Origin of the sequence: Streptococcus sp. 3109 (genome assembly GCF_013276905.1) — a bacterium.
GTDB lineage: Bacteria > Bacillota > Bacilli > Lactobacillales > Streptococcaceae > Streptococcus.
Genome location: NZ_VMLY01000001.1, coordinates 326,438 through 347,855, shown reverse-complemented (window position 1 = coordinate 347,855; position 21,418 = coordinate 326,438). Strand labels below are relative to the sequence as shown.

Here is a 21,418-nt window from a genome sequence, read left to right as displayed (position 1 = left end):
CGTGGTTTGAAGAGATTTTCTAAGAGTATCAACTATTATGCTTTACAAACTAGTGTGAAGTGGTATATTATAGATGAAGCTACTAGTAAGTATTACAAAATAGATAGAAGGGGGAAGGGATGAAAGAAACTCAACTATTAAAAGGTGTTCTTGAAGGTTGTGTCTTGGATATGATAGGTCAAAAAGAGCGATATGGTTATGAGTTGGTTCAGACTTTGCGAGAGGCTGGATTTGATACTATCGTTCCAGGAACTATTTATCCTTTGTTGCAAAAGTTAGAAAAAAATCAATGGATAAGAGGCGACATGCGCCCGTCGCCAGATGGTCCAGATCGGAAGTATTTTTCATTAACGAAAGAAGGAGAAGAGCGTGTCTCAGTCTTTTGGCAACAATGGGATGATTTGAGTCAAAAAGTAGAAGGAATTAAGAATGGGGATTAAATCATGAAGAAAATGAAGTATTACGAAGAAACAAGCGCTTTGCTACATGAATTTTCTGAGGACAATCAGCAGTATTTTGAGGAACTGTGGGATAGTTTTAATCTTGCTGGATTTCTCTATGATGAAGACTATCTCAGAGAGCAGGTTTATTTGATGATGTTAGATTTCTCAGAAGCAGAACGAGATGGCATGAGTGCAGAGGATTATTTAGGTAAGAATCCTAAAAAAATAATGAAAGAGATTCTCAAGGAAGCACCACGCAGTTCTATCAAGGAGTCCCTTTTAACACCAATTTTTGTCCTAGCGATATTACGTTATTATCAACTACTAAGTGATTTTTCTAAAGGTCCTCTCTTAACAGTCAATTTGCTCACATTTTTAGGGCAACTTCTTCTTTTTTTGATTGGATTTTGGCTTGTAGCCACAATCTTACGATGGAGTTTAGTCCAAGATTCTTCTAAAATGAAAATTGGCACTTATATTGTCGTTGGGATTCTTGTCCTTCTAGTTGTTCTGGGATATGTAGGAATAGGAAGTTTCATACAAGAAGGAGCATTTTATCTTCCTGCTCCCTGGGATAGTTTCCTTGTCTTTACGCTTTCTCTAGTCATCAGTATTTGGAATTGGAAAGAAGCGGTCTTTCGTCCCTTTGTCAGTATGATTGTTGCCCATCTTATTGTAGGCTCTCTGCTCCGTTATTATGCGTGGATGGGCATTTCAAATGTTTTCCTTACAAAATTCATTCCTTTAGCTGTTCTTTTTATTGGCATTTTTCTCTTGTTCCGTGGGTTTAAGAAGATAAAATGGAGTGAAATATAGTCAAAAAGCCGTTGCAAAGCGGTTTTTTGTTATAATGAAGGGAAGAATGTTAGAAATTAAAGGAGAAAAATTTGATGAGATACATAACTCTTGGTCAAGATGACAAAGAATTATCAGAAATTGTTCTCGGAATGATGAGAATAAAAGATAAGTCTGTAAAAGAAGTTGAAGAGCTTGTAGAAACAGCACTTTCTGTTGGAATCAATGCTTTCGACTTGGCTGATATATATGGTCGTGGTCGTTGTGAAGAACTGTTAGGTCTTGTCCTAAAAAATCGTCCAGATTTAAGAGAAAAGATGTGGATTCAGTCCAAATGTGGCATTCGCATAGAAGAATTTACCTATTTTGATTTTTCTAAGGACTATATTATAAAATCAGTAGACGGTATTTTGCAAAGATTGAAGATTGATCATCTGGACAGCTTGCTTCTTCATCGACCAGATGCTTTGATGGAATCTGACCAAGTAGCAGAAGCCTTTGATCTTCTTTATAAACAAGGTAAGGTTCGAGATTTTGGAGTTTCTAATCAAAATCCTATGATGATGGAGTTGCTTAAAAAAGATGTCAAGCAGCCGTTAGCTGTTAATCAGCTACAATTGAGTGCGGCTTTTACTCCAGGATTTGAATCAGGTTTTCATGTTAATATGGAAGATAGTCAAGCAGCTATGCGAGATGGCAGCATTTTTGAATATTGCCAATTACACGATGTGGTCATTCAAGCATGGTCTGTCTTACAATTTGGGTATTTTAAAGGGAATTTTGTTGGAAATGAGAAATTTCAAGCTTTAAATCAAGTACTTGATCGTTTAGCTATTAAATATGGAGTAACCTCTTCAACTATTGCCATTTCTTGGATATTGCGTTATCCAGCAAAAATGCAGGCAGTCGTAGGTACCGCAAATCCTAATCACTTGAGAGAAGTTAGCCAAGCGGCAAACTTTAGCTTAACAAGAAAAGAATGGTATGAAATTTATCTTGCAGCAGGGAATAATTTGCCGTAAGTAGAAGCAGATGTAAATAAATCACAGTCAAAAAGCTGTTGCAAAGCGGTTTTTTTGTTATAATGAAGGGAAGAATTATTGATTTTAAAGGAGAAAAACATGACATTTGAAGAAATTCTACCTGGGTTAAAGGCTAAGAAAAAATATGTACGAACTGGTTGGGGAGGTGCTGAAAACTATGTCCAACTTTTTGACACTATCGAGCAAAATGGGGTTGCACTTGAAGTGACACCTTATTTCCTAATCAACGTTTCTGGGGAGGGAGAAGGTTTTTCCATGTGGAGTCCGACACCTTGTGATGTTTTGGCGACGGATTGGGTAGAAGCGCATGACTAAACGTGTACTCATTACAGGAGTGAGTTCAGGGATTGGTCTGGCTCAAGCTCGACTCTTGTTAGAGAAGGGCTATCAAGTTTATGGAGTTGACCAAGGTGAAAATCCACTCTTAGAGGGTGATTTTCACTTTTTACAGAGAGATTTGACCTTGGACTTGGAGCCTATTTTTGACTGGTGCCCTCAGGTAGATATTTTGTGCAATACTGCTGGAGTGTTGGATGCTTATAAACCCCTATTGGAACAATCAGCGCAGGAAATTCAAGAGATTTTTGAAATCAACTATATGACTCCTGTTGAGTTGACTCGCTATTACTTGACACAAATGCTGGAGAATAAAAAAGGTACCATTATCAATATGTGCTCCATTGCTTCGAGCCTAGCAGGTGGCGGTGGACACGCCTATACTTCTTCGAAGCACGCCTTGGCAGGCTTTACCAAGCAGTTGGCTCTAGACTATGCTGAAACCGGGATTCAGGTATTTGGTATCGCTCCAGGAGCAGTCAAGACAGCTATGACTGCTGCGGACTTTGAGCCAGGTGGATTGGCTACCTGGGTTGCTAGTGAAACACCAATCAAACGCTGGATTGAACCAGAGGAAGTAGCAGAGCTTAGTCTTTTCTTAGCAAGTGGAAAAGCGAGCGCCATGCAAGGACAAATTTTGACAATAGATGGTGGCTGGTCTTTGAAGTAGGAGGATCTGATGGAAATCAAAAGACACTTTGGTGTCTACGCTGTTTGCTTTGAAAATGGGAAGTTACTCTGCATTGAAAAAACGAGAGGCCCTTATCAACATCGGTATGACCTACCTGGAGGCAGTCAGCAACTTGGTGAAGGCCTGACGGAAACGCTGACTAGAGAAGTTATGGAAGAGACGGGATTTACTGTTAGAAGCTACTCTAATCCTCGAATCTACGATGTTTTCGTCAGGGAAGAGTTAAAAAATTTTATGGTTCACCATATCATGGCCTTGTATGATGTTGAAATGAATGAGAGTGCACCTCAAGTTACGATTTCGGAAGCTGTGTCTGATGGTGCGAACGATTCACTTGGATATATTTGGATAGATATTCAAGAGATAACAGAAGAAAATGCATCGCCATTAGTCTTGAAGGTTAAGTCTGAATTATTAGGATTTACAGAACTGGGCAATACTTCTTACATGAATTGGAAGGTGAAGTAGGGGGATAATGGAACTATTTAAAACATGGAAGAAAAATATGGTTCTCTATGGTCTTAAATCTCAAATTGGAACTGTCTACCGAAACAATGATAGGGCAACAAGCTTTTATGATGTTGGGAATTTTCTATACCTAGCAGGGGAGTTGGATTCCAGATTTTGGGAAGATTTTGTTAGAAAATATGGTTTAGATTATAAGATTATTATTTCAGAAAATACTAATTGGCAAGATTTTCTGCATCGGAAAGTGGGGCTAAATTCTTTTACTCGCTATTCTTTTAAAGATAAGGCAAATTTTCAAGTCAAATTTCTAAATGATCTAGTTACTCATTTAGAGGAAGGCTACAATATTGTGCCTATTGATAATCATATTTATAACTGCTTTTCTACGGAAGAATGGTCACAGGATTTACAGGGGGATTTTGAGTCCTATCAGGATTTTGTTTTAAAAGGTGGATTTGGCTTTGTGATTCTTAAAAATAATGAACTGATTGCTGGGATTTCCTCAGGGTTAGTTTACAGTGAAGCAGTTGAAGTGGAAGTTGCAACTAGACCAAACGAACAAGGAAATGGATTTGCTAAAAAGCTTGGTGCTGCAATGATTCTAGAGAGTTTAAATAGAGATATGTTTCCACTTTGGGATGCTCATAACGAGGCTTCCAAAAAAGTAGCAGAATTTTTAGGATATGAGTTAATTGGACCTTATGTAGCTTTTGAACTAGAGAAAAGTGTCATATAATGATAGCTGATATTATATCTTTTAAGATGAGGTGAATGGACATGCAAAATTAACTTGCTCTTAGTGGCGAAAAAATTCTTGAAAAAGTTTATCCTCAACTATTTCACTACATTGGAATGATTCGTGGGGAATACTTGTTGAGAGAGCTTAATCAAAACATCCTATTACCCAGTTGTCAGCAATTTGTAAAAGATTATCTAGAGACTATCTGCTCCCTGTACTCAAATGAAGAAGTTTGGTATCGTTTTTCTGAATTAACGAATATAGAAGCTAATTGTCTAAAGGGGACTAAAGAGTATTTTGATGAACGCCATCCTTTGTTTGGTTATAGAGGGACTAGGCGTTTACTGGCGTGTCTGGATGAATTTCAGGCTGAAGCACATGTCGTTACAGAAGTTTATCAAATCAATCCCAATCTGTCTGTTATCTTTCCTTTTGTCAATGATGCCGATCAATTAAAACAAGCTATTACAGTATTGCGTCGGCATGGCTTTACTGGGAAAATTGCCACGATGATTGAATTACCGTCAGCATATTTTGACTTGGACAGAATAATGGAAACGGGCATTTTAAAGATTGTAGTTGGAATGAATGATTTGACTTCTTTTATTTTTGCCACTGTGAGAAACAGTCAATGGCATGATATGGAAAATCCAATTATGTTAGATATGTTGAGACAGATGCAGAATAAAGCAAGAAAGAACAAGATTGATTTTGCTGTAGCAGGCTATCTGAATACTTCTTTCATACAAAAAATGAATCAGATGGGTATCGAATGCATTCTCCATTACAGCTCTATTCCGGAGATTTTTGATTTAGAAATTGACCATCCAGACCACCTCAAACGTGTAAAAGAAGAAAGTAAAAAATTACAAAGGAGAAACCCATGACACCGCGAGAAATGTGGAATGAATACAAACAAATCAATCCTTCTATCGGAGATGAAATCGATGCTTGGGCTTTTGGAGTGGAAGCCGATCTCTTGGCAGATTTGGTTTTAGAAGGAGAAAAGACGGCAACAGCTTCAGCCTACGACCTCTACGCACTAGAAGATGAACCCCTTCCGCAAGAAGGGACATTTGATGTCATTTTAGACAGTCAAAATCAGGCTGTCTGCATTGTCGAAATTACAAAGGTTTCCGTTCAGTCCTTTAATCAAGTTTCTGCTGACCATGCCTACAAGGAAGGCGAGGGAGACAAATCTTTAGCCTATTGGCGTCAGGTTCATGAGGACTTTTTCACCGAGTGGATGAGGGAGGCAGGACAGACTTTTACACCTGACAGCAAGGTTGTTTTAGAAGAATTTCGCAAGGTCTACCCTCTGTAGACTGTTAGACGGAAGAAAGTTTTGGAAATCGCTGTCCAATCCTTTTTTCTTAGACAAAACATGATATAATAAGTTTGTTTGAAGAAGAGCAGCAGCTCTTAAACTTAGAATAGGAGAAAACTATGCAAGCAGTTGAACATTTTATTAAGCAATTTGTTCCTGAACATTATGATTTATTTTTAGACTTGAGTCGTGAGACCAAGACTTTTTCTGGGAAAGTGACCATCACTGGTCAAGCACAGAGTGACCGCATTTCCCTTCATCAAAAAGACTTGGAAATAGCTTCTGTAGAAGTTGCAGGGGTAGCTCGCCCATTTACTGTTGACCATGACAATGAAGCCCTTCATATCGAATTGGCTGAGGCTGGTCAAGTTGAAGTGGTTATCGCTTTCTCAGGAAAAATCACAGACAACATGACAGGGATTTACCCTTCTTATTACACAGTTGATGGAGTCAAGAAGGAAGTCTTGTCTACTCAATTTGAGAGCCATTTTGCGCGCGAAGCCTTCCCATGTGTGGATGAGCCAGAAGCCAAAGCAACTTTTGACCTCTCTCTACGTTTTGACCAAGTAGAAGGTGAATTGGCCTTGTCTAACATGCCAGAAATCGATGTTGAAAACCGTGAGGAAACAGGTATCTGGAAGTTTGAAACAACACCTCGTATGTCTTCTTACTTGTTAGCCTTTGTTGCGGGTGATTTGCAAGGTGTAACGGCTAAAACTAAAAACGGTACCCTTGTTGGTGTTTACTCAACCAAAGCCCACCCACTATCTAACCTTGATTTTTCACTGGACATCGCTGTTCGCTCTATCGAGTTTTACGAAGATTACTATGGAGTTAAGTACCCAATCCCTCAATCTCTCCACATCGCCCTTCCTGACTTCTCGGCTGGTGCTATGGAAAACTGGGGTCTTGTGACCTACCGTGAAGTTTACTTGGTTGTCGATGAGAACTCTACATTTGCTAGCCGTCAACAAGTTGCCCTTGTTGTGGCCCATGAATTGGCTCACCAATGGTTTGGGAACCTCGTAACTATGAAATGGTGGGATGACCTTTGGCTCAATGAAAGCTTTGCTAACATGATGGAGTACGTCTGTGTGGATGCTATTGAACCAAGCTGGAATATCTTTGAAGATTTCCAAACAGGTGGAGTACCTCTTGCTCTTGAACGTGACGCGACTGATGGTGTTCAGTCTGTTCACGTCGAAGTCAAACACCCAGATGAAATCAATACGCTCTTTGATGGCGCTATCGTCTATGCCAAAGGAAGCCGTCTCATGCACATGCTTCGCCGTTGGCTAGGAGATGCTGATTTTGCTAAAGGTTTGCACGCTTACTTTGAAAAACACCAATACAGCAACACCATTGGTCGTGACCTTTGGAATGCCCTTGGACAAGCATCAGGCCGTGATGTCGCAGCCTTCATGGATTCTTGGTTGGAACAGCCTGGTTACCCAGTTCTTACTGTCAAAGTTGAAAATGATGTTTTGAAGATTTCACAAAAACAATTCTTCATCGGTAAGAATGAAGACAAGAACCGTCTCTGGGTTGTGCCACTCAATAGCAACTGGAAAGGCTTGCCTGATACACTTGAAACTGAAAGTATCGAAATCCCTGGCTACGCAGCTCTTCTTGCTGAAAACAAAACGGCACTTCGTCTCAACACTGAAAATACAGCCCACTACATTACAGACTATCAAGGAGACTTGTTAGATGCTGTTCTTGCTGACCTAGTTGAGCTTGATAACACAAGTAAACTGCAAATCGTTCAAGAACGTCGTTTGCTTGCTGAAGCAGGGCACATTTCTTATGCTGACTTGCTTCCAGTTCTTGATAAGCTTGCTAAGGAAGAATCTTACCTTGTCGTTTCAGCTGTTTCTCAAGTAATTTCTGCCCTTGAGCGCTTTATCGATGAAGGAACAGAAGCTGAAAGAGCCTTCAAAGCCTTGGTTGCTAAATTGGCTCGTCATAATTATGACCGTCTTGGTTTTGAAGCTAAAGATGGCGAATCAGATGAGGATGAATTGGTTCGTCAGTTGGCTATTTCTATGATGATTCGATCAAATGATGCAGAAGCTAGTCAAGTCGCTAGCCAAATCTTCGAAGCTCACAAGGATCAGCTTTCAGGACTTCCAGCAGCCATTCGCTCACAAGTTCTGATCAATGAGATGAAACATCATGAGACCAAAGACTTGTTAGCACTTTATCTTGATACTTATACGCACGCAACAGATGCTGTCTTTAAACGTCAGTTGGCAGCCGCTCTTGCCTATAGTAAAGATGCGGACAATATCCAAACCTTGATTGCTGCTTGGAAGGACAAATTTGTGGTGAAACCGCAGGACTTGTCTGCTTGGTATTACCAATTCCTAGCTCACCAAGCAACTCAGGAAACAGCTTGGTCTTGGGCGCGTGAAAACTGGGCTTGGATTAAGGCAGCTCTTGGAGGAGATATGAGCTTTGATAGCTTTGTTATCCTTCCTGCTCATGTATTTAAGACTCAGCAACGCTTGGTGGAATACAAGGAATTCTTTGAGCCACAACTTTCTGATCTTGCTCTCAGCCGTAACATCGGTATGGGAATCAAGGAAATTGCAGCGCGTGTTGACTTGATTAACCGTGAAAAAGCTGCAGTGGAAGCAGTCGTTCTTCAATATGGAAAAGCTTAAACGTTCGTAAAATAATAAAAACTCAACTTTCTCTCTTAAAGTGAGAGGGAGTTGAGTTTTTTTTAAGGCAAATTTGGTATAATGGTTTTAATAAGGAGGAGTTTCTCATGATAAAAATCTTATTAGTTGAGGATGACCTAGGCTTGTCAAATTCAGTATTCGACTTTTTAGACGATTTTGCGGATGTCATGCAGGTATTTGATGGGGAAGAAGGTCTCTACGAAGCTGAAAGTGGTGTCTATGACTTGATTTTGCTCGATTTGATGTTACCAGAAAAAAATGGCTTCCAAGTCTTGAAAGAATTGCGTGAAAAGGGAATTACGACTCCAGTTCTGATCATGACCGCCAAGGAAAGTTTGGATGACAAGGGACATGGATTTGAACTGGGAGCGGATGATTATCTGACCAAGCCTTTCTACCTAGAAGAACTCAAAATGCGGATTCAGGCCCTTCTCAAACGTTCAGGTAAGTTTAATGAAAATACGCTATCTTATGGAGATATTCTCATCAATTTATCAACCAATACCGTTAAGGTTGAAGATACTACTGTCGAATTGCTGGGGAAAGAGTTCGATTTACTAGTTTATTTCCTTCAAAATCAAAATGTTATTTTGCCTAAGACGCAGATTTTTGATCGTCTATGGGGATTTGATAGTGATACAACGATTTCAGTTGTCGAAGTCTATGTTTCAAAAGTCCGTAAGAAATTAAAAGGAACCACTTTTGCAGAGAATTTACAAACCTTGCGCAGTGTTGGGTATATTTTAAAAGATGTTCAATAAACTAAAAAAAACATGGTATGCGGATGACTTTAGTTATTTTATCCGTAACTTTGGTGTCTTCACTCTGATTTTCTCTACCATGACTCTGATTATTTTGCAGGTCATGCACTCGAGTCTCTATACTTCAGTGGATGATAAGCTCCACGGACTGAGTGAAAATCCTCAGGCAGTTATTCAGCTTGCTGTAAATAGGGCAACAGAAGAGATTAAAGATTTAGAAAATGCCGCTACAGATACTAGCAAGACTGAGATAAAACCCAATGTCAGTTCCAATACGGAAGTCATTCTCTTTGATAAGAATTTTACCCAACTCCTTTCTGGAAATCGATTTTTGGGCTTGGATAAGATTAAGTTAGAGAAAAAAGAACTAGGCCATATCTACCAGATTCAAGTTTTTAATAGCTATGGACAAGAAGAAATCTATCGCATGATTTTGATGGAAACGAATATCAGTTCGGTTTCAACCAATATCAAGTATGCTGCTGTCTTGATTAACACCAGTCAGTTGGAGCAGGCCAGTCAAAAGCATGAGCAATTGATTGTGGTCGTGATGGCTAGTTTCTGGATTTTGTCTTTACTTGCCAGTCTCTATCTAGCTAGGGTCAGTGTTCGTCCTTTGCTTGAGAGCATGCAGAAGCAACAGTCCTTTGTGGAAAATGCCAGTCATGAGTTACGAACTCCACTTGCAGTTTTGCAAAATCGCTTAGAGACCCTTTTCCGTAAGCCAGAAGCAACCATTATGGATGTGAGCGAAAGCATTGCATCGAGTTTGGAAGAAGTCCGAAATATGCGTTTTTTGACGACAAACTTGCTGAACTTAGCTCGGAGAGATGATGGGATTAAGCCGGAGCTTGCAGAAGTTCCAACTAGTTTTTTCAATACGACTTTCACAAACTATGAGATGATTGCTTCGGAAAATGATCGTGTCTTCCGTTTTGAAAATCGGATCCATCGTCCGATTGTGACGGATCAACTGCTCTTGAAGCAGTTGATGACTATCTTATTTGATAATGCTGTCAAGTATACTGAAGAGGATGGTGAAATTGATTTTCTTATCTCGGCGACCGATCGTAATCTTTATTTGCTAGTTTCCGATAATGGAGTCGGTATTTCGACAGAAGATAAAAAGAAAATTTTTGATCGTTTTTATCGAGTCGACAAGGCTAGAACCCGGCAAAAAGGTGGCTTTGGTTTAGGATTGTCCCTAGCCAAGCAAATTGTAGATGCGCTAAAAGGAACCATTACTGTTAAAGATAATAAGCCAAAGGGAACAATCTTTGAAGTGAAGATTGCCATTCACACACCATCTAAAAAGAAAAAATAAACATATCGCTCCAGACGGGGCGATATGTTTATTTTTTAAGTTTTCGTTTGATAATAGAGCGTTGGACTTTTAAAACAAGTAAGCTGGATACTATTGCTGCAGGTAAGGCGAGCACAGTTGTTAATTTTAATGATAAAAAGATAAAACTAAAGATAGCAATGCAGATACAAAAAACAGCGATATTGACAAAAAATAAAATTTCTTTGAGATTGCTATCAGCTTGTGCTTCAGGTGTATAAGCTTGATAATGAGGAAGTTGCTGGTTTAATTCTTCTTGATAGTCTACTTCATAGGATTGTAATTTTCTTACGGGCATGATTCTCTCCTTAACAGTACATACCTATTTTATCATTTTTTCAGCAGAGAATTATTACAGAAAGGTTACAAAAAGAATAAGGTCCCTTTTCATTTTCAAAGAATAGCTGATTTTGGAGAAATATGGTATAATTTTTCCTATGGAAAAGATTATCATTACAGCAACTGCTGAAAGTATTGAACAAGTTAAACAATTGCTCGAAGCTGGCGTAGACCGTATCTATGTCGGTGAGAAAGATTTTGGCCTTCGTCTACCAACGACCTTTAGTCATGACCAATTGCGTGAAATCGCTAAGCTGGTTCATGATGCTGATAAGGAATTGATTGTTGCAGTCAATGCCCTTATGCACCAAGACATGATGGATCGTATTAAGCCCTTCCTCGATTTCTTGGAAGAAATTAAGGCCGATTACATTACGATTGGGGATGCAGGCGTTTTTTACGTGGTCAATCGCGATGGTTATTCATTTAAGACCATCTATGATGCTTCAACCATGGTGACAAGCAGTCGTCAGATTAACTTCTGGGGACAAAAGGCTGGCGCATCTGAGGCTGTTTTGGCGCGTGAAATTCCATCGGCTGAACTCTTCAAAATGCCAGAGATTTTAGAAATTCCTGCTGAAGTTTTGGTGTACGGTGCTAGTGTCATCCATCATTCTAAACGTCCACTTTTGCAAAACTACTATAACTTTACGCATATCGATGATGAAAAGACGCGCAAGCGTGACCTCTTCTTGGCAGAGCCAAGTGACCCAGAGAGCCACTATTCCATTTTTGAAGATAATCATGGTACCCATATCTTTGCCAATAACGACCTTGATTTGATGACTAAATTGACAGAATTGGTGGAGCATGGTTTTACCCATTGGAAATTAGAAGGACTTTATACTCCAGGTCAAAACTTTGTTGAGATTGCAAAACTCTTTATCCAAGTGCGTAGCTTGATTCAAGAGGGCAACTTTAGCCATGACCAAGCCTTCTTGCTGGATGAAGAAGTGCGTAAACTTCACCCTAAAAACCGTTTCCTTGATACAGGATTTTATGACTACGATCCTGACATGGTTAAATAAAGTAAATGATTCGTTGAGAGAAGAAAGATGCAAACATTTCTTCTCTCAATTTTTCTTATTCTCCAATATTTTCAAAAAATAAGTAGGCTAGGATGCTCTATTTATTAGGATTTTTAAGAAAAGTGACCTTCTTGAGTTTGAAAATTATCCTATGTTTGCAGGTGCCAAATGGCCCTTTTTTTGGTATAATTTTTTATAATGAAAACGATTGGTAATCGCTATGTTGTGGTGGATTTAGAGGCAACTAGCACAGGTAGTAAGGCTAAAATTATCCAAGTGGGAATTGTCGTGATTGAGGACGGAAAAATCGTCGATCACTATACGACGGATGTCAATCCACATGAACCCTTGGATGCTCATATCAAAGAACTGACAGGATTGACAGACCAACGTCTGGCGCAAGCACCTGATTTTTCGCAAGTTGCTAGAAAAATCTTTGACTTGGTGGAGGATGGGCTTTTTGTAGCCCATAATGTTCAGTTTGATGCCAATCTTTTGGCGGAAAATTTATTTTTTGAAGGCTATGAACTAAGAAATCCTCGTGTTGACACGGTCGAATTGGCCCAAGTCTTTTTCCCTGAACTGGAAAAATATAGTTTGCCGATATTGTGCCGAGAATTAGGAATTCCTCTAAAACACGCTCACACAGCCCTTTCAGACGCCCAAGCTACAGCGGAATTACTCTTATTTCTACGGGAAAAGATGGCCCAGCTTCCGAAAGGTCTCTTGGAACGCTTGCTGGAAATGGCTGACGCTCTCTTATATGAGTCCTACCTGGTTATTGAGGAAATTTATCGCAACCAATCTATCCTTAGTTCTCCAGACTTGATTGAAGTTCAAGGGCTATATTTCAAGAAAACTGCAGCTCCCAATGAGCCACGAAAACTATCTCAAGATTTTTCTAAAAATATTTCTTTGTTGAACCTTGAAGTGAGGGAGGAACAAGAAAGTTTTGCTAAAGAGGTTGGCTTGCTATTGAAAGATGAGCCTGTCTCTCTGATTCAAGCGCCGACTGGGATTGGGAAAACTTATGGCTATCTCTTACCCGCTTTGTCCCAAGTGGAAAATCGTCAGATTGTCCTTAGTGTTCCGACAAAGATTCTTCAAAATCAAATCATGGAAGAAGAAGGTAAACGTCTCAAGGAAGTATTTCATACAGATATTCATTCTTTAAAGGGACCACACAATTATCTGAAGTTGGATACCTTTTATCGTTCCTTGCAGGAAAATGATGAAAATCGCTTATTTAGACGTTTTAAAATGCAACTCTTGGTCTGGTTGACTGAGACAGAGACAGGGGATTTGGATGAGATTGGGCAACTCTACCGTTATCAACATTTTCTAACAGATCTTCGTCATGACGGAAAGTTATCTTCTAAAAGTTTATTTGTAACAGAAGATTTTTGGAAACGTAGTCAAGAAAGGGCAGAGACCTGCAAGCTTTTAGTGACCAATCATGCCTATCTTGTAACCAGACTGGAAGATAATCCTGAATTTATCAGTGACCGTTTATTGATTATTGATGAAGTTCAAAAGATCTTGTTGGCTCTAGAAAATCTGCTTCAAGAGCCCCACGATATCCAGTCTATTATCGCTTTGCTTGATAAGGCTTTAGTAGGAGAAGAAAACAGGATTCAACAACGAATACTAGAAAGTATTCGCTTTGAGTGCTTCTACTTGATAGAACAATTTCAGTCTGGAAAATCTAGGAAAAATATCTTAGATTCTCTTGCCAATCTCCACCAGTATTTTTCAGAATTAGAGGTAGAAGGCTTTGAGGAGCTGGTTCGCTATTTTACAGCTGACCGAGATTACTGGCTTGAAGCAATTGAAACGAGTCAAAAGAAAATTCAGATTTCTTCTACAAAATCAGGCCGTATTCTCCTATCTTCTTTAGTACCTAATTCATGTCAAGTCTTGGGAGTATCGGCTACTCTTGAGATTAGTCAGAGAGTTTCTTTGGCAGACCTTCTAGGCTATCCTGAAGCCAAATTTGTTAAGATTGAAGCTGGTAAAAAACAGGATCAAGAAGTGGTCTTGGTCAAAGATTTTCCCCTGGTAACAGAAACCTCCTTAGAAGTCTATGCCAGAGAGGTAGCTGCTTTACTAGTGGAAATTCAAGCTTTCCAGCAACCGATTTTGGTTCTCTTTACTGCTAAAGACATGCTTCTAGCAGTATCGGATTTACTTCCAGTTAACCACTTGTCCCAGTATAAAAATGGGGATGTTCATCAGCTAAAGAAACGCTTTGAAAAAGGTGAACAACAAATCCTGCTTGGTGCAGCAAGTTTCTGGGAGGGAGTTGATTTTTCAAGTCATCCTTTTGTGATTCAAGTTGTATCAAGACTTCCTTTCCAAAATCCCCAAGAACCCTTGACGAAAAAGATCAATCAGGAACTGAATCAAGAAGGGAAAAATGCCTTTTATGATTATCAATTGCCGATGGCTATTATTCGTTTAAAACAGGCTTTGGGAAGAAGTATGAGACGTGAACACCAACGTTCCTTAACCCTCATTCTGGATAGGAGAATTGTCGGAAAACGATACGGCAAGCAAATAGTGACTTCTCTAGCAAAAGAAGCGAGTGTTACAACGATTGCTCAATCTGAAGTTAATGAGGCTATTGATAGATTTTTAAATGAACTTTGATAAATAGTATTGTATGAAAGTATAAGGTTAGTGTATATGAAACGTTCTCTCGACTCTAGAGTCGATTATAGTTTGCTCTTGCCAGTATTTTTTCTACTGGTTATTGGCGTGGTGGCTATCTATATAGCCGTTAGTCATGATTATCCAAATAATATTCTGCCCATTTTAGGGCAGCAGGTCGCCTGGATTGCCTTGGGGCTTGTGATTGGTTTTATCGTCATGCTCTTCAATACAGAGTTTCTTTGGAAGGTGACCCCCTTTCTATATATTTTAGGCTTGGGACTCATGGTTTTGCCGATCGTCTTTTATAATCCAAGCCTGGTTGCATCAACGGGTGCCAAAAACTGGGTATCAATAAATGGAATTACCCTATTCCAACCGTCAGAATTTATGAAGATATCCTATATTCTCATGTTGGCTCGTGTGATAGTTCAATTTACAAAGAAACATAAGGAATGGAGACGCACGGTTCCGCTGGACTTTTTGTTAATTTTTTGGATGATTCTCTTTACCATTCCAGTCCTAGTTCTTTTGGCACTTCAAAGTGACTTGGGGACGGCTTTGGTTTTTGTAGCCATTTTTTCAGGAATCGTTTTATTATCAGGGGTTTCTTGGAAAATTATTATCCCAGTATTTGTGACTGCTGTAACAGGAGTTGCTGGTTTCTTAGCAATCTTTCTTAGCAAGGACGGACGAGCTTTTCTTCACCAGATTGGAATGCCGACCTACCAAATCAATCGGATTTTGGCTTGGCTCAATCCCTTTGAGTTTGCCCAAACAACGACTTACCAGCAGGCTCAAGGGCAGATTGCCATTGGGAGTGGTGGCTTATTTGGTCAGGGATTTAATGCTTCGAATCTGCTTATCCCAGTTCGAGAGTCGGATATGATTTTCACGGTCATTGCAGAAGATTTTGGCTTTATTGGCTCTGTCCTTGTTATCGCCCTTTATCTCATGTTGATTTATCGTATGTTGAAGATTACTCTGAAATCAAATAACCAATTCTACACCTATATTTCCACTGGCTTGATTATGATGTTACTCTTTCATATCTTTGAGAATATCGGTGCCGTAACAGGTTTGCTTCCTTTGACTGGGATTCCCTTGCCTTTTATTTCGCAAGGGGGATCAGCTATTATCAGTAATTTGATTGGTGTTGGCTTGCTTTTATCGATGAGTTACCAGACTAATCTAGCTGAAGAAAAGAGCGGAAAAGTTCCATTCAAACGGAAAAAGGTTGTATTAAAACAAATCAAATAAGGAGAAAATCATGGTAACAGTAGCAGTTATGTTAGCTCAGGGCTTTGAAGAAATTGAAGCCTTGACAGTTGTAGATGTCTTGCGTCGCGCCAATATCACTTGTCATATGGTAGGATTTGAAGAGCAAGTGACAGGCTCGCACGCAATCCAAGTAAGAGCAGATCGTGTCTTTGATGGTGATTTATCAGACTATGACATGATTGTCCTTCCTGGAGGGATGCCTGGTTCTGCACATTTGCGCGATAATCAGGCTTTGATGCAAGAATTGCAAAGTTTCGAACGAGAAGGGAAGAAACTGGCAGCTATTTGTGCGGCGCCAATTGCCCTCAATCAAGCAGGGCTATTGAAAAACAAGCAGTACACTTGTTATGACGGTGTTCAAGAGCAAATCCTTGATGGTCACTACGTCAAGGAAACAGTAGTGGTAGATGGTCATTTGATAACCAGTCGAGGTCCATCAACAGCCCTTGCCTTTGCCTACGAGTTGGTGGAGCAATTAGGAGGAGACGCAGAGACTTTACGAACAGGAATGCTCTATCGAGATGTCTTTGGTAAAAATCAGTAAAACGGGAGTTATTCTCTCGTTTTTCATGTGGAAAAATCAGGGAAATCATCGCTTTTTTCATAAAAAAATGCTATAATGAAGGGTATGAAATATCACGATTATATCTGGGATTTAGGTGGAACTTTACTGGATAATTATGAAACTTCAACAGCTGCCTTTGTTGAAACATTGGCACTGTATGGCATCACACAAGACCACGATAGTGTCTATCAAGCTTTAAAGGTTTCTACTGATTTTGCGATTGAGACATTCGCTCCCAACTTAGAGCATTTTTTAGAAAAATACAAGGAAAATGAAGCCAGAGAGCTAGAACACCCGATTTTATTTGAAGGAGTTTCTGACTTATTGGAAGATATTTCAAATCAAGGTGGCCGTCATTTTTTGGTCTCTCATCGAAATAATCAGCTCTTAGAAATTTTAGAAAAAACTTCTATAGCAACCTATTTTACGGAAGTAGTGACTTCTAGCTCAGGCTTTAAGAGAAAGCCAAATCCTGAGTCTATGATTTATTTAAGAGAAAAATATCAGATTGGCTCTGGTCTTGTCATTGGTGATCGGCCGATTGATATTGAAGCAGGTCAAGCTGCAGGACTGGATACCCACTTGTTTACCAGTATCGTGAATTTAAGACAAGTATTAGACATGTAAGAAAAAGGAATAAGATGACAGAAGAAATCAAAAATCTGCAGGCACAGGATTATGATGCCAGTCAAATTCAAGTTTTAGAGGGCTTAGAGGCTGTTCGGATGCGTCCAGGGATGTATATCGGGTCAACTTCAAAAGAAGGTCTTCACCATCTAGTCTGGGAAATTGTTGATAACTCAATTGATGAGGCCCTGGCAGGATTTGCCAGTCATATTCAAGTCTTTATTGAGCCAGATGATTCGATTACTGTTGTCGATGATGGGCGTGGTATCCCAGTCGATATTCAGGAAAAAACAGGCCGACCTGCTGTTGAGACAGTCTTTACGGTTCTTCATGCTGGAGGAAAATTCGGCGGTGGCGGCTATAAGGTCTCAGGTGGTCTTCACGGAGTAGGGTCATCAGTAGTTAACGCCCTTTCCACTCAATTAGATGTTCATGTCCACAAAAACGGTAAGATTCATTACCAAGAATACCGTCGTGGTCATGTTGTCGCAGACCTTGAGGTAGTCGGAGATACAGATAGAACTGGAACAACGGTTCACTTCACACCAGACCCAGAAATCTTTGCTGAAACAACAACCTTTGATTTTGATAAATTAAATAAACGGATTCAAGAGTTAGCCTTTCTAAATCGCGGTCTTCAAATCTCCATCACAGATAAGCGTGAAGGTTTGGAACAAACCAAGCACTATCATTATGAAGGTGGGATTGCTAGTTACGTTGAATATATCAACGAGAACAAGGATGTTATCTTTGATACACCAATCTATACAGATGGTGAGATGGATGATATCACAGTTGAGGTAGCCATGCAGTACACAACGGGTTACCATGAAAATGTCATGAGTTTCGCCAATAATATTCATACCCATGAAGGTGGAACGCATGAACAAGGTTTCCGTACAGCCTTGACACGTGTTATCAACGATTATGCACGTAAGAATAAGTTACTGAAAGATAATGAAGACAACTTAACAGGGGAAGATGTCCGTGAAGGCCTGACTGCAGTTATCTCAGTTAAACACCCAAATCCGCAGTTTGAAGGACAAACCAAGACCAAATTGGGAAATAGTGAAGTGGTCAAGATTACCAATCGCCTCTTCAGTGATGCTTTCTCCGATTTCCTCATGGAAAATCCACAGATTGCCAAACGTATCGTGGAAAAAGGGATTTTAGCTGCTAAGGCTCGTGTAGCTGCCAAGCGTGCGCGTGAAGTCACCCGTAAAAAATCTGGTTTGGAAATTTCCAACCTTCCAGGTAAACTAGCAGACTGTTCTTCTAACAATCCTGCTGAAACAGAACTCTTCATCGTCGAAGGAGACTCAGCTGGTGGATCAGCCAAATCGGGTCGTAACCGTGAATTTCAGGCAATTCTTCCAATCCGCGGTAAGATTTTGAACGTTGAAAAGGCAAGTATGGATAAGATTCTAGCTAACGAAGAAATTCGTAGTCTTTTCACAGCGATGGGAACAGGATTTGGGGCAGAATTTGATGTTTCGAAAGCCCGTTACCAAAAACTCGTTTTGATGACCGATGCCGATGTCGATGGAGCCCACATTCGTACCCTTCTTTTGACCTTGATTTATCGTTATATGAAACCAATCCTAGAAGCTGGTTATGTTTATATCGCCCAACCACCAATCTATGGTGTCAAGGTTGGAAGCGAGATTAAAGAATATATTCAGCCAGGAGCAGATCAAGAAATTAAACTCCAAGAAGCTTTAGCCCGCCATAGTGAAGGACGTGCCAAACCAACCATTCAGCGTTATAAAGGTCTGGGTGAAATGGATGATCACCAATTATGGGAAACAACCATGGATCCCGAACATCGCTTGATGGCCAGAGTTTCTGTGGACGATGCTGCAGAAGCAGATAAAATCTTTGATATGTTGATGGGGGATCGAGTAGAACCTCGTCGTGAGTTTATCGAAGAAAATGCTGTCTATAGCACGTTGGATGTCTAAAAAATTGGGAGAAGTAGTTCCCTTGGTCTAAAAAATATGATATAATCATTACGATTGTTTCAAGTAAAAAAGGAGTTTGATATGTCTAATGGACAACTAATTTATTTAATGGTTGCAATTGCAGTCATTTTAGTTCTGGCTTATGTAGTGGCAATCTTTCTACGTAAGCGAAACGAGGGAAGATTAGAGGCGCTAGAAGAAAGAAAAGAAGAACTATACAATCTTCCAGTAAATGATGAAGTAGAAGCTGTAAAAAATATGCACTTGATTGGACAAAGTCAAGTGGCTTTCCGTGAATGGAATCAAAAATGGGTCGATTTATCTCTCAACTCTTTTGCCGATATTGAAAATAATCTCTTTGAAGCAGAAGGCTATAACCATTCATTTCGTTTTCTCAAGGCCAGTCATCAAATTGACCAAATTGAGAGTCAAATTACTTTGATTGAAGAAGATATTGCTGAAATTCGCAATGCTTTGGCAGACTTAGAGAAGCAAGAATCTAAAAATAGTGGTCGTGTTCTCCATGCTTTGGATTTATTTGAGGAACTTCAGCATAGAGTTGCTGAAAATTCAGAACAGTATGGTCAAGCCTTGGATGAAATTGAAAAACAATTAGAAAATATCCAATCTGAATTTTCACAATTTGTAACCTTGAATTCATCGGGTGACCCTGTGGAAGCCGCAGTGATTTTGGATAATGCTGAAAATCATATCTTGGCTTTGACACATATTGTTGATCGTATACCAGCAATTGTAACAACATTATCTAAAGAGCTACCAGATCAACTAGAAGATTTAGAAGATGGTTATCGTAAACTAATTGATGCTAATTATCATTTTGTTGAAACGGATATTGAAGCACGTTTCCACTTGCTTTATGAAGCATTCAAGAAAAACCAAGAGAATATTCGTCAGTTGGAATTGGATAATGCCGAATATGAGAATGGACAGGCACAAGAGGAAATCAATGCCTTGTATGATATTTTTACTCGAGAAATTGCTGCTCAGAAAGTAGTGGAAAATCTACTTGCAACTCTTCCAACTTACCTTCAACATATGAAAGAGAATAATATTTTATTGGGAGAAGATATTGCACGTTTGAGCAAGACCTATTTACTTCCTGAGACAGCTGCAAGCCATGTTCGTCGTATTCAGACAGAATTAGAGAGTTTTGAGGCAGCTATTGTTGAGGTAACTTCAAATCAAGAAGAACCAACCCAAGCTTATTCAGTTCTTGAAGAAAATCTTGAGGATTTACAAACTCAACTAAAAGATATTGAAGATGAGCAAATTTCAGTTAGTGAGCGCCTGACACAAATTGAGAAAGATGATATCAATGCACGTCAAAAGGCCAATGTTTATGTCAATCGTCTCCATACTATCAAGCGATACATGGAAAAACGCAATCTGCCAGGTATTCCACAAACTTTCTTGAAGTTATTCTTTACGGCAAGCAATAATACCGAGGATTTAATGGTTGAGTTAGAACAGAAAATGATTAACATTGAATCTGTTACCCGAGTTCTTGAAATTGCAACGAATGATATGGAAGCTTTAGAAACGGAAACTTATAATATTGTACAGTATGCAACCTTGACAGAGCAACTCTTACAATATTCTAACCGCTATCGCTCATTTGATGAACGCATTCAAGAAGCATTTAACGAAGCTTTAGAGATTTTTGAAAAAGAATTTGATTATCGCGCTTCATTTGACAAGATTTCTCAAGCATTGGAAGTGGCAGAGCCTGGTGTAACCAACCGCTTTGTTACCTCATATGAGAAAACACGTGAAACGATTCGTTTTTAATAAAAGAAAAAGATTTGATTGTGTGAGGAGCAGAATCAAATCTTTTTCTATAGTAATATCGTGAGCAAAAGATTTCAAAATGATAAAAACGCATAATAGCGGGTGTAAAAACTCTTGCTACTATGCGTTTTATTATGGAAAGACTTATTGGACTTTCTCTCAAATCGAGTTTTTACTCAATTTCCTTACTTGATTGGGATTGAAATTCCAATCAATTTCTCTGAGTAGAGTGTCTTGATATTGGCTTCATCAATAGAGTCCTTATCAATTTTACGTTTCAAGAAAAATTCTTGAATGGTTTCGATTTCAGGCTCACGAATAGCACGGTGTTTATTTGAGATGAGGATTTCATAGTGAAGCGGCGCTTGGGTAAAAATAACATCAGTATTTCCTGCTGAGTAAACCTCAACAAGGGTTGCATCTGTACTTTCTAGCTGGCTTTTTACAAGTTGCGAGTGTGAGTTTGTCGTATTGATAAGCTTCATAATATTTCCTCCGATTTTCTAATTCTATTATAGCACTTTTTG

General features: G+C 39.4%; 20 protein-coding genes and 1 pseudogene. 19 read left to right on the top strand and 2 right to left on the bottom strand.

Features of this window, described 5'->3' with window-relative positions:
- Positions 1 to 119 precede the first annotated feature (119 nt).
- The 12 genes and pseudogenes from HT698_RS01830 to ciaH all read left to right on the top strand — a co-directional run bounded on the left by HT698_RS01830 (position 120) and on the right by ciaH (position 10,614).
- Positions 120 to 440: a PadR family transcriptional regulator gene (locus HT698_RS01830; protein WP_112443498.1), complete on the top strand. Its 321-nt coding sequence runs from the start codon at positions 120 to 122 to the stop codon at positions 438 to 440.
- 3 nt (positions 441 to 443) lie between these two features.
- On the top strand, positions 444 to 1,259 hold the full coding sequence (locus HT698_RS01825) for a hypothetical protein (RefSeq protein WP_112443499.1): 816 nt from the start codon (positions 444 to 446) through the stop codon (positions 1,257 to 1,259).
- Between the two features lie 74 nt (positions 1,260 to 1,333).
- Positions 1,334 to 2,260: an aldo/keto reductase family oxidoreductase gene (locus HT698_RS01820; protein WP_112443500.1), complete on the top strand. Its 927-nt coding sequence runs from the start codon at positions 1,334 to 1,336 to the stop codon at positions 2,258 to 2,260.
- Between the two features lie 99 nt (positions 2,261 to 2,359).
- Positions 2,360 to 2,596, top strand: coding sequence for a DUF2829 domain-containing protein (locus HT698_RS01815; RefSeq protein ID WP_000141912.1), 237 nt, complete (start codon positions 2,360 to 2,362; stop codon positions 2,594 to 2,596).
- Positions 2,589 to 3,287, top strand: a complete 699-nt coding sequence (locus HT698_RS01810; RefSeq protein ID WP_112443501.1) for a 3-oxoacyl-ACP reductase — start codon at positions 2,589 to 2,591, stop codon at positions 3,285 to 3,287. The genes HT698_RS01815 and HT698_RS01810 overlap by 8 nt, the downstream gene beginning before the upstream one ends.
- Positions 3,288 to 3,296: 9 nt before the next feature.
- Entirely contained in the window at positions 3,297 to 3,776 is a 480-nt protein-coding gene (locus tag HT698_RS01805; protein ID WP_112443502.1) for an NUDIX hydrolase, read from the top strand.
- A gap of 7 nt (positions 3,777 to 3,783) precedes the next feature.
- Positions 3,784 to 4,512, top strand: a complete 729-nt coding sequence (locus HT698_RS01800) for a GNAT family N-acetyltransferase (RefSeq protein ID WP_112443503.1) — start codon at positions 3,784 to 3,786, stop codon at positions 4,510 to 4,512.
- Between the two features lie 74 nt (positions 4,513 to 4,586).
- A pseudogene (locus HT698_RS01795) lies at positions 4,587 to 5,424 on the top strand (putative PEP-binding protein).
- Positions 5,399 to 5,839 (top strand): ASCH domain-containing protein, encoded by a 441-nt coding sequence (locus HT698_RS01790; RefSeq protein WP_173217614.1) that lies wholly within the window; start codon positions 5,399 to 5,401, stop codon positions 5,837 to 5,839. The pseudogene HT698_RS01795 and the gene HT698_RS01790 overlap by 26 nt, the downstream one beginning before the upstream one ends.
- Positions 5,840 to 5,961: 122 nt before the next feature.
- The gene (locus tag HT698_RS01785) at positions 5,962 to 8,508 is read left to right on the top strand and encodes a M1 family metallopeptidase (RefSeq protein ID WP_173217612.1); all 2,547 of its coding nucleotides are present in this window, start codon (positions 5,962 to 5,964) and stop codon (positions 8,506 to 8,508) included.
- 107 nt (positions 8,509 to 8,615) lie between these two features.
- Positions 8,616 to 9,290 (top strand): two-component system response regulator CiaR, encoded by a 675-nt coding sequence (ciaR, locus tag HT698_RS01780; protein ID WP_000590628.1) that lies wholly within the window; start codon positions 8,616 to 8,618, stop codon positions 9,288 to 9,290.
- Complete coding sequence (gene ciaH / locus HT698_RS01775; RefSeq protein WP_173217610.1) at positions 9,280 to 10,614, top strand: two-component system sensor histidine kinase CiaH; 1,335 nt, start codon at positions 9,280 to 9,282, stop codon at positions 10,612 to 10,614. Before ciaR ends, ciaH begins: the two co-directional genes overlap by 11 nt.
- Before the next feature lie 28 nt (positions 10,615 to 10,642).
- Here ciaH and HT698_RS01770 read toward each other — a convergent pair whose 3' ends face one another.
- Positions 10,643 to 10,930 (bottom strand): DUF3270 domain-containing protein, encoded by a 288-nt coding sequence (locus HT698_RS01770; RefSeq protein ID WP_112443507.1) that lies wholly within the window; start codon positions 10,928 to 10,930, stop codon positions 10,643 to 10,645.
- Positions 10,931 to 11,069: 139 nt separating this feature from the next.
- On the opposite strand from HT698_RS01770, the gene HT698_RS01765 reads away from it, so the two are divergent.
- From HT698_RS01765 to ezrA, 7 genes are all read left to right on the top strand, one after another.
- A complete protein-coding gene (locus HT698_RS01765) occupies positions 11,070 to 11,999 on the top strand; it encodes a peptidase U32 family protein (RefSeq protein ID WP_173217608.1) in 930 nt (309 codons plus the stop codon).
- A gap of 198 nt (positions 12,000 to 12,197) precedes the next feature.
- Entirely contained in the window at positions 12,198 to 14,648 is a 2,451-nt protein-coding gene (locus HT698_RS01760; RefSeq protein WP_173217606.1) for a bifunctional DnaQ family exonuclease/ATP-dependent helicase, read from the top strand.
- A 36-nt stretch (positions 14,649 to 14,684) separates the two neighbouring features.
- Positions 14,685 to 15,908: an FtsW/RodA/SpoVE family cell cycle protein gene (locus HT698_RS01755; protein ID WP_112443510.1), complete on the top strand. Its 1,224-nt coding sequence runs from the start codon at positions 14,685 to 14,687 to the stop codon at positions 15,906 to 15,908.
- 10 nt (positions 15,909 to 15,918) lie between these two features.
- Complete coding sequence (locus HT698_RS01750; RefSeq protein ID WP_112443511.1) at positions 15,919 to 16,473, top strand: DJ-1 family glyoxalase III; 555 nt, start codon at positions 15,919 to 15,921, stop codon at positions 16,471 to 16,473.
- A gap of 84 nt (positions 16,474 to 16,557) precedes the next feature.
- Positions 16,558 to 17,121 carry an HAD family hydrolase gene (locus tag HT698_RS01745; RefSeq protein ID WP_173217604.1) on the top strand — a complete coding sequence of 188 codons (564 nt, stop codon included), beginning with the start codon at positions 16,558 to 16,560 and terminating at the stop codon, positions 17,119 to 17,121.
- A gap of 14 nt (positions 17,122 to 17,135) precedes the next feature.
- A complete protein-coding gene (gene gyrB, locus HT698_RS01740; protein ID WP_173217602.1) occupies positions 17,136 to 19,082 on the top strand; it encodes a DNA topoisomerase (ATP-hydrolyzing) subunit B in 1,947 nt (648 codons plus the stop codon).
- Positions 19,083 to 19,163: 81 nt separating this feature from the next.
- Entirely contained in the window at positions 19,164 to 20,891 is a 1,728-nt protein-coding gene (ezrA, locus tag HT698_RS01735) for a septation ring formation regulator EzrA (RefSeq protein WP_173217600.1), read from the top strand.
- A 185-nt stretch (positions 20,892 to 21,076) separates the two neighbouring features.
- Here the strand turns inward: ezrA and HT698_RS01730 are convergent, their stop codons facing one another.
- A complete protein-coding gene (locus HT698_RS01730; RefSeq protein ID WP_000767194.1) occupies positions 21,077 to 21,376 on the bottom strand; it encodes a DUF1827 family protein in 300 nt (99 codons plus the stop codon).
- Positions 21,377 to 21,418 lie beyond the last annotated feature (42 nt).

Coding starts and splice junctions, on each gene's coding strand:
- HT698_RS01830 (WP_112443498.1), top strand. CDS start 120: ATGAAAGAAACTCAACTATTAAAAGGTGTTCTTGAAGGTTGTGTCTTG.
- HT698_RS01825 (WP_112443499.1), top strand. CDS start 444: ATGAAGAAAATGAAGTATTACGAAGAAACAAGCGCTTTGCTACATGAA.
- HT698_RS01820 (WP_112443500.1), top strand. CDS start 1,334: ATGAGATACATAACTCTTGGTCAAGATGACAAAGAATTATCAGAAATT.
- HT698_RS01815 (WP_000141912.1), top strand. CDS start 2,360: ATGACATTTGAAGAAATTCTACCTGGGTTAAAGGCTAAGAAAAAATAT.
- HT698_RS01810 (WP_112443501.1), top strand. CDS start 2,589: ATGACTAAACGTGTACTCATTACAGGAGTGAGTTCAGGGATTGGTCTG.
- HT698_RS01805 (WP_112443502.1), top strand. CDS start 3,297: ATGGAAATCAAAAGACACTTTGGTGTCTACGCTGTTTGCTTTGAAAAT.
- HT698_RS01800 (WP_112443503.1), top strand. CDS start 3,784: ATGGAACTATTTAAAACATGGAAGAAAAATATGGTTCTCTATGGTCTT.
- HT698_RS01790 (WP_173217614.1), top strand. CDS start 5,399: ATGACACCGCGAGAAATGTGGAATGAATACAAACAAATCAATCCTTCT.
- HT698_RS01785 (WP_173217612.1), top strand. CDS start 5,962: ATGCAAGCAGTTGAACATTTTATTAAGCAATTTGTTCCTGAACATTAT.
- ciaR (WP_000590628.1), top strand. CDS start 8,616: ATGATAAAAATCTTATTAGTTGAGGATGACCTAGGCTTGTCAAATTCA.
- ciaH (WP_173217610.1), top strand. CDS start 9,280: ATGTTCAATAAACTAAAAAAAACATGGTATGCGGATGACTTTAGTTAT.
- HT698_RS01770 (WP_112443507.1), bottom strand. CDS start 10,930: ATGCCCGTAAGAAAATTACAATCCTATGAAGTAGACTATCAAGAAGAA.
- HT698_RS01765 (WP_173217608.1), top strand. CDS start 11,070: ATGGAAAAGATTATCATTACAGCAACTGCTGAAAGTATTGAACAAGTT.
- HT698_RS01760 (WP_173217606.1), top strand. CDS start 12,198: ATGAAAACGATTGGTAATCGCTATGTTGTGGTGGATTTAGAGGCAACT.
- HT698_RS01755 (WP_112443510.1), top strand. CDS start 14,685: ATGAAACGTTCTCTCGACTCTAGAGTCGATTATAGTTTGCTCTTGCCA.
- HT698_RS01750 (WP_112443511.1), top strand. CDS start 15,919: ATGGTAACAGTAGCAGTTATGTTAGCTCAGGGCTTTGAAGAAATTGAA.
- HT698_RS01745 (WP_173217604.1), top strand. CDS start 16,558: ATGAAATATCACGATTATATCTGGGATTTAGGTGGAACTTTACTGGAT.
- gyrB (WP_173217602.1), top strand. CDS start 17,136: ATGACAGAAGAAATCAAAAATCTGCAGGCACAGGATTATGATGCCAGT.
- ezrA (WP_173217600.1), top strand. CDS start 19,164: ATGTCTAATGGACAACTAATTTATTTAATGGTTGCAATTGCAGTCATT.
- HT698_RS01730 (WP_000767194.1), bottom strand. CDS start 21,376: ATGAAGCTTATCAATACGACAAACTCACACTCGCAACTTGTAAAAAGC.